Genomic DNA, 14556 nt, shown 5'->3' with positions numbered 1-14556 from the left:
CCCCCGGTGCGCGTCGTCTCCCGGCCCGCCGTGCTCAGCGCGTTTCGCTGAAGCCGCCGCCCACCGACGTCGTCCCGTCCGCCGTGCGCGCCCGCGCCGTGTAGTCGTCCTGCCCGGTGTCGCGGGCGCCCTCCGCGTGGTTGTACTGCCCCGCGAAGGTGTGCGTGCCCGTGGGAACACCACGGCCCGGCTTCAGCGTCCAGCGGTAGACGAGGTAGCCGTCCTCCTCCCGCGCCGTGGCCTCGAAGTCCCCCTCGGGCAGGGAACGCCAGGAACCGGTGGTGTTCACCCCGCCGTTCATCGCGATCCGGAGCTCGACGGTGAGCCCGGTCAGCGGCTCGGTCGTCTTGACCACCACCTCGCTCTGCGCCCAGTAGTCGCTGCTGTTGGGGTCCAGCGAACCGTCCGACCACAGCGGGCCCTTGCCCGCGGGCAGTTCGCCGCCCCTCACCGGGGGCGGCGTGGCCGGGGCCGGCGGCGCGGGCTCGGCCGCCACCCGCTGCCCGCCCGACGGCTCCTCCCGGCCCGTCGAGGTGACCGCGAACGCGCCCGCCGTCAGCACCCCGCACACCGCCACCGTCGCGCCCGCGATCCGCAGCCACGGCATCGGCGAGCGCGGGGCCCGCGCGGGGCGGGCCGGCGGCCCCTGGGCCATCCCGCGCTCGATCCGGGCCAGCATCCGCGCCCGGTCGGGCCGGTGCGAAGCGGCGGCCGTGCGCAGCCGCTCCCGCAGGTCCTCGTCCATCAATGCCTTCCTCCGGTGCGCTGCCCCGCGACCGCCACCTGTACCTGTGCCGCCGGGGTCTCGGATCCGAGCAGCCGCTGGAGTTCCGCCACTCCGCGCGAGGTCTGGCTCTTCACCGTACCGACCGAGACCCCGAGGACCAGAGCGGTGTCCCGTTCCGACAGGTCGAAGGCGTGCCGCAGCACCACGCACGCGCGCTTGCGGAACGGCAGCCGCCGCAGGGCCCCTTGGACGTCCACCACGGCCGACACGTCCGGCCCGTCCGCCGCATAGCCGTCACCGGCGGCGCGCGGCGCCCAGAACAGGGCGATCCTGCGGCGCTCGCGCACCGCGCTGCGGATGCGCGTACGGGCGAGGTTGGCGACCACGCCCCTCGCGTACGCCGCCGGGTGATCGGCGCCCCTGACCCGGTCCCAGCGGTGCCAGAGGGCCATCAGCGCGTCCGCGGCCAGATCGTCGGCCGCGTCCGCCTCGCCCGTCAGCAGATGGGCGAGCCTGGCGAGTTCGGCATAGTGCGCCTCGAAGAACGCATGGAACTCGGCGGCGGCAGCATCATCGACGACCGTGCCCACGGTGACCTCTTCTCTGCACTGGTTTCCTGCACTCGAACGAGCTGTGTACGTTCCCATTCCCGTTCGCGGGGCGAGAGCGTACCAACGTGCACCCCGGAAGCGCTTCGACGCGGGTGCGCCTCCCAGTAAGGCGTAACACGGCGAAAACCTGAACCCCCCTGCGACAGGTGAACAATCCAGCTACCCGTCGAGGGACCTTCACGCAACAAGGAGAGTCATGCCGGACAGAGCCGATTCCACGGTGAACAAGAGCGAAGCACCACCCGCGCCCGATCCCTCGGGACCCCAGGTGACCGGGGGAAAGGCGAACGCGGTCGACCGCTACTTCTCGATCAGCGCCCGCGGTTCGAACTTCGGACGCGAGATACGCGGCGGCTTCGCGACCTTCTTCACCATGGCCTACATCCTGGTGCTCAACCCGATCATCCTCGGGTCGGCCGAGGACAAGTTCGGCAACCACCTCTCGGGCCCCCAACTCGTCACCGCCACCGCCCTGGTGGCCGCCGTGATGACCGTCGTCATGGGAGTCGGCGGCAATCTGCCGCTGGCCCTCGCCGCGGGTCTCGGACTCAACGCCGTGGTCGCCTTCCAGCTCGCACCCCTGATGAGCTGGCCCGACGCGATGGGCCTCATCGTCCTCGAAGGGCTGCTCATCTGCGTCCTGGTCGTCACCGGTCTGCGTGAGGCGATCATGACGGCCATCCCGGCCGCGCTCAAGCAGGCCATCAGCGTCGGCATCGGCCTCTTCGTCGCCTTCATCGGCTTCATCGACGCCGGCTTCGCCACCCGCATCCCCGGCGACACGGGCTCCGTCCCCGTCCAGCTCGGCCTCACCGGACAGCTCTCCGGCTGGCCCGTCCTGGTCTTCTGCCTCGGGGTGCTGCTCACCGTCGCGCTGCTCGCCCGAGGGGTGAAGGGCGCCATCCTCATCAGCATCATCGTGATGACCGTCGTGGCCGTCCTCATCAACGAGATCGCCGACATCGCCCCCACGGCCTGGGGCCTGACCGTCCCGGCCGTCCCCGACGACCTCGTGGCCGCCCCGGACTTCGGGCTGATCGGCTCGTTCAGCCTCTTCGGGGCGTTCGGCGAGGTCGGTGCCGTCACGATCGTGCTGCTCGTCTTCACCCTGCTGCTCAGCGACTTCTTCGACACCATGGGGACCGTCGTCGGCGTCTCCACCGAGGCCGGGGTCCTCGACGAGAACGGCAAGGTCCCGCACCTCGGCCGGGTCCTGCTCATCGACGGCGCGGCGGCCGTCGCGGGCGGCGCCGCCTCCGCCTCCTCCGCCACGTCCTACGTCGAGTCCACGGCGGGCGTCGGCGAGGGCGCGCGCACCGGCTTCGCGTCCCTGGTCACCGGCGGCCTGTTCGCCCTGGCGCTGTTCCTCACCCCGCTGGTCACCGTCGTCCCCGCGCAGGCCGCCGCGCCGGCCCTGATCGCGGTCGGCTTCCTGCTGATGGCCCAGGTGCGGCACATCGACTGGGAGAAGTACGAGATCGCGGTCCCGGCCTTCCTGACGATCGCCGTGATGCCGTTCACCTACTCGATCACCAACGGCATCGGCGCGGGCTTCATCGCGTACGTCGTGATCAAGGCGGTCCTCGGCAAGGCGCGTGAGGTGCACTGGCTGCTGTGGGGCGCGTCGGCGCTCTTCGCGGTCTACTTCGCCATCGACCCGATCGAGCAGCTGCTCGGCGTGAAGTAGCCGCCCGGCTCCGACACGACTCCGCCACCGCTCCCGTCGGAGCGGTGGCGGAGTCATGCCGGGCCGGGCTCAGGGGGCGCCGGAGCCGTGTCCGGCCCGGCTCAGGACGTCAGCGCGGCCTTCATCATCTTCTGCGCGATCGGCGCCGCGAGACCGTTGCCGCTGACCTCGGAGCGGGCCGCCCCCGAGTCCTCGACGACCACGGCCACGGCGACCTGCTTGCCGGTCGAGTCGTCCTTCGCGTACGAGGTGAACCAGGCGTACGGGGTGTTGCTGTTGTCCACACCGTTCTGCGCGGTGCCCGTCTTTCCGCCCACCTCGGCGCCGTCGATCCGGGCGTTGCTGCCCGTGCCCTCCTCCACGACGGTGACCATCGCGCTGCGCAGCTGCTCGGCCGTCGACGCCTTCACCACGCGCTCGGTGTCGCCGTCGGAGTACTCCTGGAGCGTGGAGCCGTCGGAGTCCGTCACCTTCGAGACCATGTGCGGCGAGGCCAGCTCACCGCCGTTGGCGAGGGCCGACGAGACCATGGCCATCTGGAGCGGCGTCGCGGTCACCTCGAACTGGCCGATGCCGGTCAGCGCGGTCTGGGCGTCGTCCATGCCGGACGGGTACACGCTCTGCGACGCCCGCACCGGCACGTCCAGCTTTTCCGTGTCGAAGCCGAAGGCGTCCGCCATCGCCTTCAGCTTGTCCTGGCCGAGATCTGCCGCGACCTTCGCGAAGACGTTGTTGCAGGAGTACTGGAGGGCGGTGCGCAGGGTGGCGTTCTCACAGGGGGCCGAGGGGTTCTCGTTCGACAGGACCGTGGTCGTGTGCGGGAGGGTGTACGGATCGGGGCTGTCCGTGGCCTCGTCGACCGAGCTGTAGAGGCCGTTCTCCAGCGCCGCCGACGCGACGACCAGCTTGAACGTGGAGCCGGGCGGGAGCGGCTGCCGCAGCGCCCTGTTGACCAGGGGCTTGTCCTTGTCGTCCAGCAGCTTCTGCCAGGCGTCGCCGTCCGACGTACCGCTGATGTCCGACGGGTCGTACGAGGGCGAGGAGACCATCCCGAGGATCCGGCCGGTCTCCGGGTCGATCGCGACCGCCGCGCCCCGGTCGTCGCCGAGCGCCTCGAAGGCCGCCTTCTGGACACCGGGATCGATGGTGGTCACCACGTCGCCGGGCGAGGTCTGTTCGCCGGTGAGCAGATCGGCGGGGTTCTTGAGCCGGTCGTCGGTGCCGTCGAGGACATCGCTGTAGATGCCTTCGAGCTGGGTGGCGCCGTACGCCTGCGAGCTGTAGCCGGTGACCGCCGCGTACAGCTCGCCCTGGGTATAGGAACGCTTGTAGCGGAGGTCGTCGACGCTCCGGGTCTCCTTCGAACCGGTGACCGGCGAGCCGGCCACGATGATGTCACCGAGCGGCTGCGCGTACTGCGCGATCACGTTCCGCCGGTTGTGTTCGTCGTCTGCGAGCGCCCGGGCTTCGTACGCCTGCACCCAGGTCGCCCGCACCAGCAGGGCGAGGACCATGAGCAGACAGAAGACCGAAGCGCGCCTGATCGTCTTGTTCATCCCGCTGGAGGGACGAACGGGGGCGCCGGGGGCGTTCCCGTTCGTGTTCCTTCTCACCGGTTTCTCAGGAGCGCCGGTTCCTCAGGGGCGCGGGTTTCCCGGGAGTGCGAGGGCCCTCCGGTGCTCAGAGCCGCCGGGTCGCGAGGGTGAGCCGGTCGCGGGCGTCGAAGAGGGCGTCCTTGACCATCTGCTCGTGCGCGGGCGTGAGCCGGGCGACCGGGACCGAGCAGCTGATCGCGTCGCGCGCCGGCGTGCGGTAGGGGATCGCCACACCGAAGCAGCGCAGCCCCAGCGTGTTCTCCTCGCGGTCCACCGCGTAACCCTGCTCGCGGATGAGGTGCAGCTCCTCGATGAGCTTCTCGCGGTCGGTCAGGGTGTGCTCGGTCAGCGCGGGCAGCGTCTCGGGCAGCATCTTGCGGACCTGCTCGTCACTGTGGGTGGCGAGCAGCGCCTTGCCGAGCGAGGTGGAGTGGGCGGGCAGCCGGCGGCCGACGCGGGTGAAGGGGCGCAGATAGTGCTGGGACTGCCGGGTGGCGAGGTAGACCACGTTCGTCCCGTCCAGCCGGGCCAGGTGGATGGTCTCCGTGGTGTCGTCGGAGAGCCGGTCCAGCGTGGGGCGGGCCGCGGCGACGACCTCGTCGCCGTCGATGTACGAGGTGCCCACGAGCAGGGCCCGCACGCCGATGCCGTACCGCGTGCCGGTGGCGTCGGTCTCCACCCAGCCGAGCTCCACCAGCGTGCGCAGCAGCATGTAGAGGCTGGACTTGGGGTAACCGACGGCCTCCTGCACCGCGGCCAGCGAGTGCATGCCGGGGCGCCCCGCGAAGTATTCGAGGAGCTCCACCGTCCGTACAGCGGACTTGACCTGTGCCCCACCAGACTCGGCTACCGACATGCCTTATGCCCCTTCCAGCCCTCTTGTACGACCCTGCGACTTCTTGCCAACACGGAACGCCCGGAAATAGAGTTCCCATGTATTCACGTTCAGGAACGCTGTTCAGAATACCGAACAACTTCTCCTGTGTGGCAGTGGACCGGAAGGAAACACGGTGGCAGCAGCACCAGTCTGGAGCGTCGACCCCCGAACGGGGAACCCGCGTGAGCAGGTTGCGGTGGAGGCTACAGCGGAGGAGGTCGACCGCGCGGTCCGGGCGGCGCACGCCGTGCGCGGCGCGCTGGCCGACCGCACCGTGCGCGCGGCCTTCCTGCGCACCGCGGCGGATCTGCTCACCGATGCCAAGGACCGGATCGTCGAGACCGCCGACGCGGAGACCGCGCTCGGCCCGGTCCGGCTGACCGGGGAACTCGCCCGCACGGCCGCGCAGCTGCGGGCCTTCGCCGAGGTCGTCGACGAGGGCGCCTTCCTCGACATCCACATCGACCACGAGGACGGCAGCCGGACCCCGCCCTGGCCGGACCTGCGGCGCTACAAGATCCCGCTCGGCGTCGTCGCGGTCTACGCGGCCAGCAACTTCCCGCTCGCCTTCTCCGTCCCCGGCGGCGACACCGCGAGCGCGCTCGCCGCGGGCTGCCCGGTCGTCGTCAAGGCGCACCCCGACCACCCGGCGACCTCCGAGGTCTGCGCCGCGATCCTGCGCGCGGCCGCGGCCCGGCACGGTCTGCCCGAGGACGTCCTGACCGTGGTGCACGGCTTCGAGGCGGGCGTCGAGCTGGTCAGGCACCCGCTGGTCTCCGCCGCCGGCTTCACCGGGTCGATCCGCGGCGGCCGGGCCCTGTTCGACGCCGCGGCGGCCCGGCCCACCCCGATCCCCTTCCACGGCGAGCTCGGCTCCCTCAACCCGGTCGTGGTCACCGAGGCCGCCGCCGCGGAGCGCGGCGAGCAGATCGGCGCGGGACTCGGCGGATCGATGACCATGGGCTCGGGGCAGTTCTGCACCAAGCCCGGCTTCGTGTTCGCCCCGTCCGGCGAGGCGGGCGACCAGCTGCTGAAGTCGCTGACCGAGACCGTCAGCGGCACCAGCGCCGGGGTCATGCTCGACCACCGGATGCGCGACGCCTTCGTCAGCGGAGTGGCCGAGCGGGCCGCGCTCCCCGACGTCGAGACCCCGGTCACCCCGGGCGCGGGCGGCGAGCACACCGTCTCCGCGGGCTTCCTCACCGTGCCGGCGCGGCGGCTCGCCCAGGAGGGACCGCACGACGCGCTCCTGGAGGAGTGCTTCGGCCCGGTCACCGTCGTGGCGCGCTACGACTCCCCGGAGGAGATCACCGCCGTGCTCTCCCGGCTCCCCGGGAACCTCACCGCCACCCTCCAGATCGCCACCGAGGAGGCCGACGGCAGCGCCGCCGGACTGCTGGCCGAGCTCACCCCGGTCGCCGGACGCGTCCTGGTCAACGGCTGGCCGACCGGTGTCGCGGTCGCCCCAGCCCAGCACCACGGCGGCCCCTACCCGGCCACCACCTCCACCTCCACCTCGGTCGGCGCCACCGCGATCGAGCGCTGGCTGCGCCCCGTCAGCTACCAGTCGACGCCCGAGGCGCTGCTGCCGCCGGAGCTGCGCGAGGACAACCCGCAGGGCCTGCCCCGCCGGGTCGACGGGCGGCGCGCATGACGGCGGTCCAGCTCCCCGAGCTCCCCTTCTCCCTGGAGCCCTTCGGTCCCGAGGGGCAGTGGGCGTACGCCGACGGTGTGCTGACCGGCTCGGCGGGTGCCAAGCAGGACCGTTTCGTCCCGCCGGGCGGTGACGCACTGGAGCCCGCCACCGACGCGCCCCGTCTGCTGGGCGCGGCGCCGGAGGGCGACTTCCAGCTGATCGCCCGGGTCACGGTGGACTTCGCCGCCGCCTTCGACGCGGGCGTCCTCTACCTCCACGTGGGGGAGCGGGACTGGGCGAAGATCTGCCTGGAGCTCTCCCCGGAACGCCCGACGGTCTGCACCGTGGTCACCCGCGGCCAGTCCGACGACGTCAACTCCGCCGAGGTGGAGGGCGACAGCCACTGGCTGCGGCTCAGCCGTACCGGCGGCGCGTTCGCCTTCCACGCCTCGGCGGACGGTGAGCGGTGGACCTTCGTGCGGTTCTTCACGCTCGGTACGGAGGAGGAGCGCCCGGCGGCCCGTATCGGCTTCCTCGTCCAGTCGCCCACGGGTGACGGCTGCGCGGTGTCGTTCGACCGCATCGCCTTCCGGCCCTCCGCCCCGGCCGATCTGCGGGACGGCAGCTGACGTAACGGCACAGGTGCGCGAGGGGCCCGGATCCGCGAGGATTCCGGGCCCCTCGTTCTGTGAGGGGGAACCGGTGTCGCATACGCCTGCCGTTCACCCAGAGGTCACCTGGAATCCTCCTGCAATCAACCCGTGTTTCTCACGGCTTCCTCATGCGCCGTTGATTGCGTGTCATGTGCCGGCCGGTCCGGCACGTAGACGTAAGGAGGCGCAGGGTGTCGCGACCCGACATGGCTGCAACCCGTGGGCCCCGGGACGGCGACGCCCCGGCCCAGGGGAATGACCAGCCGTTGCACGTGGCCAGCAGGCTGCACGCGTTCAACCGGTTCGAACTGAAGTACCTCGTGCCCGTGGAGCAGGCCGCCGAGATCCGTGAAGAACTCGGCGAGCGGATGGACCGGGACCTGAACAGCCCGGTGGGCGGTTACGGGGTCTGGAGCCTGTACTACGACAGCCCCGAGCTGCGGTTCTACTGGGAGAAGATCGAGGGCCTGAAGTTCCGGCGCAAGCTGCGGATCAGGCACTACGGCGATCTCGACGGAGTCACCGACGAGTCGCCGGTGTGCGTGGAGATCAAGCAGCGGGTGAACCGCGTCACGCAGAAGCGCCGCATCACCCTGCCCTACGAGACGGCCAGGCGGCTGTGCGACGGCCGGGAGATGGTGGAGCACTCGCCCCGCGAGAGCGGCTTCGTCCAGGAGGTGCTGGATCTGGTCATCCGGCTGAACCTCCGGCCGACCGCGATCACGGGGTACCAGCGCGAGGCGCTGGTCGGCCGGGCTTCGGACACCGGGCTGCGGGTCACCTTCGACCGGCGTATCCGGGGCCGCGACCGCGACTTCCACTTCGGGATCGCCACGCCGGAGAACCGGTTCACCATCCCGCCGCACATGTCGGTGATGGAGATCAAGGTCAACGAGCGCACACCGCACTGGATCACCGACCTCGCCGCGCGCCGGAACCTGAACCTGGTGCGCATCAGCAAGTACGTGCAGTCCATCGAGGCGTTCGGCCTGGCCCCCAGGTCCGTCTTCCACGTCGACGAGGCGGACTGTCCGCCGCCCACCCCCCACACCCGACTGCCGCTGGGGCAGCCGGCGGCGCCGCACGCGCCGGTGAAAGCAGGAGCTAAGTGAACTTCGATCTGCAGGAACTCAGCGGGACGTTCAGCGTCGCGGACGTGGTCGCCGCCATGGCGCTGTCGTTCATCCTGAGCACGGTGATCGGCTACACCTACCGGTACACGCACCGGAACGTGTCCTACAGCCAGTCCTACGTCCAGACGCTGGTCATCGTCGGAATGATCGTCGCCCTGATCATGCTGGTGGTCGGCTCGAACCTGGCGCGGGCGTTCTCCCTGGTCGGCGCGTTGTCCGTGGTCCGCTTCAGGAACGCGGTCAAGGAGACGAGGGACGTCGGCTTCATCTTCCTGGCCATGGCCATCGGCATGGCCTGCGGTGCGCGCTTCTACACGCTGGCCGCCGTCGGCGCCATCGTGATCTGCGTCATCATCCTCGTGATGTTCAAGTTCAACTGGTTCGCCCTCAACGTGCAGCGCCAGGTCGTCAAGGTCCAGGTCCCCGCAGGTGAGGACTACACGCCCGCCATCCGTGACGTCCTGATCAAGTACACCTCCGAGTTCGAGCTGGTGAGTACGGAGACCATCCGGGGCGGCGCGCTCAACGAGGTGTTCTACACCGTGCGGATGAAGAAGGGCACCGAACCCGGCGACCTCGTCACCGCCCTCCAGGAGCGCACGTCCGGGCAGCGGGTGACGGTGCTGACCGGTTACGACACGACCGACCTGTGATGAGCGGCGACGCAACGCCGGCTCGCCGGCGGCGGCTGAAGGACCGCATCCCCGTGCGGGTGCGGCACCACTGGAAGCCGGCCGGAGCGCTCTGTGTGGGCCTGGCCGTCATGGTGTACGCCTTCGGTGACGCCCGTGTCTCGCCGTACGTCACTTCCGCCTCGCAGGTGGAGGCGGACCCGATCACCGACAACATCCAGGGCACGGTCGGCCTGTACGACACCACGGTCAAGCACTCGATCCAGCTGTCGTTCGACCAGACCGACTTCGACAAGATGATGAAGGAGTTCGAGGACGAGGGGACCAAGGAGTCCATCGAGGCGGACCTCACCATCGACGGGGTCTACCTGGAGGACGTCGGAATCCGCCTCAAGGGGAACTCCACCCTGATGTCCCTGCGCGGCAACCAGGGCGGGGCCGGTGGCGGCCGGATGCCCGCCGGAGCCGGACAGGGCGCCCCGCGGCAGCAACAGGGCGGCGGGGGCCAGGACCGCCGGACGGCGAACGGCGCCGGCGGTCCTGGCGCCGCAGGCGGTGCCGGAACGGAGGGCGCGGGTGCCGAGGGTGGCACCGGAGTCGCGGGCGGAGCCGCAGGCGGTGCCGGAACCGGGGCTGGTGCCGGAACCGAGGGCGCTGCGGGAGCGGGCGAGGGAACCACGGGTGCCGCCGGCGGTGAGGACGCCGCCGGCGGCGCGGCAGGCCGGGGCGGTATGGGGGGCGGGATGACCCAGTACAACCTCTCCGCCGACAAACCCGAGGAGCTGCCCTGGCTCATCAAGATCGACGAGTACGTCGAGGGCCGCGCCTACCAGGGCGAGCGCGAGATCTCCCTGCGCCCCGGCAGCGACGAACAGGTGCCGCTGAACGAGGCCCTGTCGCTGTCGCTGATGGACAGCAGCGGAGAGCCCGCCGAGCGCTACGGCTTCACCACCGTGGCCGTCAACAACCGTCCAGCCGTCACCAGGCTGATGGTCGAGAACCCCGACACCGAGTACGCCGAGGCCGTCGACGGCAACGGAGTGCTGTACAAGGCGAGGGCGGGCGGCAGCTTCGACTACCAGGGCGACGACCCCTCCGACTACGAGAGCTCCTTCCGGCAGCTCAACATGGTCGGGAGCCAGGACCTCGAACCCGTCATGAAGCTCATCAAGTGGGCGGACGAGGCAACGGACGAGGAGTTCGCCGAAGACCTCGGCAAGCACGTCGACGTCGAGTCGTTCGCCACGTACGTCGCCGCGCAGAACCTGCTGCTGAACTTCGACGACATGGCCGGCCCCGGAAAGAACTACCTGCTCCGGTACGACCTGGACACCAAGAAGTTCTCCGTGCTCGGGTGGGACTACAACCTCACCTTCAGCGGGGACGCCGAGGCCGGGCCTGACGACGACATGAGCACGGGCGGCGGCTTCCGCGGCGGCGCAGGCGCCGGTGGGACGGGCCAGGAGGAAGGCGGACAGGCGGCCGGCGGCCAGGAGGGCGGCCAGCCGCAGGGCATGCCCGAACTGCCGGAGGGCATGGAACCACCGGAGGGCATGGAGCTGCCGGAAGGCATGGAACCACCGGAGGGCATGGAGATGCCCGGCGGCGAGGACGGCGGCCCGGGCGGGGCGGGCGGCCAGGGCGGTTCCATGGGGGGCCACGCCCTCAAGGAGCGCTTCCTGGAGCTGGACGCCTTCGACAGCGTCTACAAGAAGGCGTACGGCGAGTTGTACGCGAAGTGGTTCGGCTCGGGTACGGCGCTGAAGGCGCTGGACGACATCTCCGGACAGGCCGCGAAGGCCGGTGTCGCCGCGGCCGATCTGGAGAAGGCCGTCGCCACGCTGCGCACCACCGTCACCACGCGCACCGAGGCACTGGCGAAGGACGAGGAAGTGAAGTGACCGGATGACCACCGGCGCCCCGTAACGGATCCCCCCGTCCGTTCCGGGGCGCCGGCGCACCCGTCTCTCACAGGAGCGTTCCGTACGGTGGGCGCCGCCCCCAGCCACCCGCCGGCTCCGGTCGGCGGGGGACGCGCCCCCGTACCACCCGAGGTGAACCCCACGTGACGGCCTCCCCAGCCCGGCACACCGTTCTGGTCGTCGAGGACGACCCGAGCATCCGCACGCTGCTCACCTCGGCCCTGCACGCGGCCGGCTACGCCGTCGCCTCGGCGGGGTCCGGGCAGGAGGCCTTCGCGGAGACGGGCCGCAGCAGCCCGGACCTGATCGTGCTGGACGTGATGCTCCCCGACACCGACGGCTTCCGGGTGACCCGCGAACTGCGCGCCCGGGGCATCTACACCCCGGTGCTCCTCCTCACCGCCCGTACCGAGGTCGAGGACCGCATCATCGGACTCAGCTCGGGCGCCGACGACTACGTCACCAAGCCCTTCCACGTCCAGGAGATCCTGCTGCGGGTACGGGCCATCCTCCGCCGCAGCGCCGGACCGCGCACCGGGCCGCCCGCCGTGCGCCCGCCCCTGCGCTACGCCGACCTCACCCTCGACGAGGAGGCCCACGAGGTGTGCCGCGCCGGGCAGCGGGTCCCGCTGTCGCCGACGGAGTTCAGGCTGCTGGCCTGCCTCATCGCGCAGCCCGAGAAGGTCCTGGAGAAGCAGCAGATCCTGCAACGGGTCTGGCACTACGACTTCGCCGGTGACACCCGCATCGTCGACACCTACATCAAGAACCTGCGCCGCAAGATCGACCGTACGGAACCGCCGCTCATCCACACCGTCCGGGGCGTCGGCTACTGCCTGCGCCTGCCGAGGGACGGCACCGCGTGAGACGGCTCCCGGCGCGGCTGCGCCCCCGCTCCCTGCGCACCCGCCTGGTACTGATCGCCACCGTCCTCGCCACCGCGGCCGTGCTGGTGTGCCAGGCCACCGGACTGACCCTCATGCGCTCCTGGCTCATCGGGCAGGTCGACGACCGCCTCACCGACTTCCGCCCGCCCTCACCGGTCTACCGGGACATCGCCAGGGGCGGGGCGCCCGCCCACCGGCCGCCCGACCACGAGACCCTTCCCTCGGACTTCCGCGTCTACTTCTACGACGCCGAGGGCGACCTCCTGCCCGACTCCCTCGGCAGCGGCCACGGCGAACCGCGTCTGGCGCGCACCGTCACCGCGGGCGGCCTCGCGGACGGACGCCCCGCCACGGTGCCCGCCGAGGACGGCGACGGCAGCTGGCGCGTGGTCGCCGACTCCGGACCCGACGGCATGCGGGCCGTCGTGGCGCTGCCCCTCGACACGTTGCGGGACGCGACGTCCCGGCTGCTCTGGTTCAGCCTCGCCATCGGCGCGGTCACGGCGGCCGGGGTGACGCTGCTCGGCGGGGCCGCCGTGCGCCTCGGCCTCCGGCCGCTGACCCGTGTCGAACACACGGCACGGAGCATCGCCGGCGGCCGGCTGGAACAGCAGGTCGCCGACACCAGCCCGGACACCGAGGTCGGCCGCCTCGGCATCGCCTTCAACACCATGCTGGACCAGCTGCGCGCGGCGCTGCACCGCAAGGACAGGACCGAGCGGCGGCTGCGCCGCTTCATGGCGGACGCGGGCCATGAGCTGCGTACCCCCCTGACGTCCCTCCAGGGCTTCGCCGAACTCCTGCTGCACGACCCGCACATGTCCCCGGGCCGCCGACGCGAGGCCCATGAGCTCATCGCGCAGAACGCCGACCGGATGAGCCGCCTGGTCGACAGCCTCTTCCTGCTGGCCAAGCTCGGCGAGGCCCCCGGCACCGAGCACGGTCCCGTCGACCTGCTCTCCCTGGCCGCCGACTCCATCGCCGCCTCGGCCGTACGCCACCCGGGGCGGCGCATCACCCTCGCCCCGCTGGAGCGCGGCGGCCCCGGGGGCTCGGGGGAGCTCGACGTCGTGGAGGGCTCGGGCGATCCGGACCAGCTGGCCCAGGTGCTGGCCAACCTCCTGGACAACGCCTGCACCCACACCCCGCCCGGCACCCGGGTCCAGGTGCACGTCGGGAGCCTGAGCGTGGGCCCCCGCACCGGAGGAGCCGACCGCCCGGGCCGCACCAGCGCCGGTCCACCGCTGCCCGGCGGCGCTCGCGCCCATGTCATCGAGGTCGTCGACGACGGCCCCGGTCTGATGCCCGAGGACGCGCGGCAGGTCTTCGACCGCTTCTACCGGGCGGCACCGGCCCCGGGCGCACCACGTGACAGCGGATCGGGCCTCGGTCTGGCCATCGCCTCGACCATCGCCGAGGCCCACGGCGGCCGGCTGGAACTCGACACCGGCCCCGGCGAGGGCTGCGCCTTCCGGCTGCTCCTCCCGGCGGGACCGTCCTGAGCCGTCCCGAGCCGTCCCCGCAGGGAACGCCGGACGGGCTCCCCCTGGCCGCTTCAGCGGACGACGTCGAAGACGTTCTTCTGCAGCCCGTTGGCGTAGGCCTCGTGCTCGACGAGCTTCAGCTTCTGGGTGTCCTTGTCCGTGGCGCTGAACAGCCGCTTGCCCGCGCCGAGCAGGAGCGGGAAGACGAGCAGGTGGTAGCGGTCGATCAGACCGGCGTCCGAGAGGCCGTGGTTCAGGGTGGCGCTGCCGTGGACGATGAGCGGTCCGCCCTCGGTCTCCTTCAGCGCGGCGACGTCGTCGAGCGAGCGCAGGATCGTCGTGTCGCCCCAGTTCGAGACGAGCCCGTTCTCGGTGAGGGCGGTGGAGACGACGTATTTCGGCATCGTCCTGTAGTCGGCGAAGTCCTCCATGCCGGGCCACACCGCGCTGAACGCCTCGTAGCTGACCCGGCCCAGCAGCATCGCCGCGGCCTCCTTCTGCTCCCGGCCCTTGATCTCGAAGGCCTCGGGGACGAACTCCACGTCCTTGAAGGTCCATCCGGAGTTCCGGTAACCGGGCTCGCCCCCCGGTGCCTCCATGACACCGTCGAGCGAGACGAAGGCGGTGCTGATCAGCGTACGCATCTGAGTTCCTCGATATCTCTTGTCCGGTTCCCGGCGGATCCATCTTGTGCGCCGCGACCGCCTCGTGG

13 protein-coding genes are annotated in these 14556 nt (G+C 71.2%); 8 read left to right on the top strand and 5 right to left on the bottom strand.

Going from position 1 to position 14556, the window contains the following annotated elements; genetic code table 11:
- Nucleotides 1-34 precede the first annotated feature (34 nt).
- Both ACWCQM_RS29265 and ACWCQM_RS29260 read right to left on the bottom strand, forming a co-directional pair.
- Complete coding sequence (locus ACWCQM_RS29265; RefSeq protein WP_450918109.1) at nucleotides 35-745, bottom strand: hypothetical protein; 711 nt, start codon at nucleotides 743-745, stop codon at nucleotides 35-37.
- Entirely contained in the window at nucleotides 745-1317 is a 573-nt protein-coding gene (locus ACWCQM_RS29260) for a SigE family RNA polymerase sigma factor (protein ID WP_450918108.1), read from the bottom strand. Before ACWCQM_RS29260 ends, ACWCQM_RS29265 begins: the two co-directional genes overlap by 1 nt.
- A gap of 217 nt (nucleotides 1318-1534) precedes the next feature.
- On the opposite strand from ACWCQM_RS29260, the gene ACWCQM_RS29255 reads away from it, so the two are divergent.
- Nucleotides 1535-3025, top strand: a complete 1491-nt coding sequence (locus ACWCQM_RS29255) for an NCS2 family permease (RefSeq protein ID WP_450918107.1) — start codon at nucleotides 1535-1537, stop codon at nucleotides 3023-3025.
- A gap of 101 nt (nucleotides 3026-3126) precedes the next feature.
- Here the strand turns inward: ACWCQM_RS29255 and ACWCQM_RS29250 are convergent, their stop codons facing one another.
- On the bottom strand, nucleotides 3127-4581 hold the full coding sequence (locus ACWCQM_RS29250; RefSeq protein ID WP_450918106.1) for a peptidoglycan D,D-transpeptidase FtsI family protein: 1455 nt from the start codon (nucleotides 4579-4581) through the stop codon (nucleotides 3127-3129).
- 124 nt (nucleotides 4582-4705) lie between these two features.
- Nucleotides 4706-5476 carry an IclR family transcriptional regulator gene (locus ACWCQM_RS29245; protein ID WP_037691667.1) on the bottom strand — a complete coding sequence of 257 codons (771 nt, stop codon included), beginning with the start codon at nucleotides 5474-5476 and terminating at the stop codon, nucleotides 4706-4708.
- Between the two features lie 154 nt (nucleotides 5477-5630).
- Here ACWCQM_RS29245 and ACWCQM_RS29240 point away from each other — a divergent pair, with 154 nt between their 5' ends.
- The 7 genes from ACWCQM_RS29240 to ACWCQM_RS29210 all read left to right on the top strand — a co-directional run bounded on the left by ACWCQM_RS29240 (nucleotide 5631) and on the right by ACWCQM_RS29210 (nucleotide 13862).
- Nucleotides 5631-7151 (top strand): aldehyde dehydrogenase (NADP(+)), encoded by a 1521-nt coding sequence (locus ACWCQM_RS29240; protein WP_450918105.1) that lies wholly within the window; start codon nucleotides 5631-5633, stop codon nucleotides 7149-7151.
- A complete protein-coding gene (locus ACWCQM_RS29235; protein ID WP_450918104.1) occupies nucleotides 7148-7762 on the top strand; it encodes a DUF1349 domain-containing protein in 615 nt (204 codons plus the stop codon). Before ACWCQM_RS29240 ends, ACWCQM_RS29235 begins: the two co-directional genes overlap by 4 nt.
- Before the next feature lie 215 nt (nucleotides 7763-7977).
- Nucleotides 7978-8898 carry a VTC domain-containing protein gene (locus ACWCQM_RS29230; protein ID WP_450918103.1) on the top strand — a complete coding sequence of 307 codons (921 nt, stop codon included), beginning with the start codon at nucleotides 7978-7980 and terminating at the stop codon, nucleotides 8896-8898.
- Nucleotides 8895-9572, top strand: a complete 678-nt coding sequence (locus tag ACWCQM_RS29225; RefSeq protein ID WP_450918102.1) for a DUF4956 domain-containing protein — start codon at nucleotides 8895-8897, stop codon at nucleotides 9570-9572. The genes ACWCQM_RS29230 and ACWCQM_RS29225 overlap by 4 nt, the downstream gene beginning before the upstream one ends.
- Complete coding sequence (locus tag ACWCQM_RS29220; protein WP_450918101.1) at nucleotides 9572-11452, top strand: CotH kinase family protein; 1881 nt, start codon at nucleotides 9572-9574, stop codon at nucleotides 11450-11452. The genes ACWCQM_RS29225 and ACWCQM_RS29220 overlap by 1 nt, the downstream gene beginning before the upstream one ends.
- 164 nt (nucleotides 11453-11616) lie before the next feature.
- Entirely contained in the window at nucleotides 11617-12339 is a 723-nt protein-coding gene (locus ACWCQM_RS29215) for a response regulator transcription factor (RefSeq protein ID WP_450918100.1), read from the top strand.
- Nucleotides 12336-13862: a sensor histidine kinase gene (locus ACWCQM_RS29210; protein WP_450918099.1), complete on the top strand. Its 1527-nt coding sequence runs from the start codon at nucleotides 12336-12338 to the stop codon at nucleotides 13860-13862. The genes ACWCQM_RS29215 and ACWCQM_RS29210 overlap by 4 nt, the downstream gene beginning before the upstream one ends.
- 53 nt (nucleotides 13863-13915) lie before the next feature.
- On the opposite strand, the gene ACWCQM_RS29205 is transcribed toward ACWCQM_RS29210, so the two are convergent.
- Nucleotides 13916-14488, bottom strand: a complete 573-nt coding sequence (locus ACWCQM_RS29205; RefSeq protein WP_450918098.1) for a dihydrofolate reductase family protein — start codon at nucleotides 14486-14488, stop codon at nucleotides 13916-13918.
- Nucleotides 14489-14556: the final 68 nt, after the last annotated feature.

Source organism: Streptomyces sp. NPDC002125 (assembly GCF_053593715.1).
The sequence above is the reverse complement of the archived record's forward strand: the minus strand, read 5'-3'. Positions and strand labels throughout refer to the sequence as shown.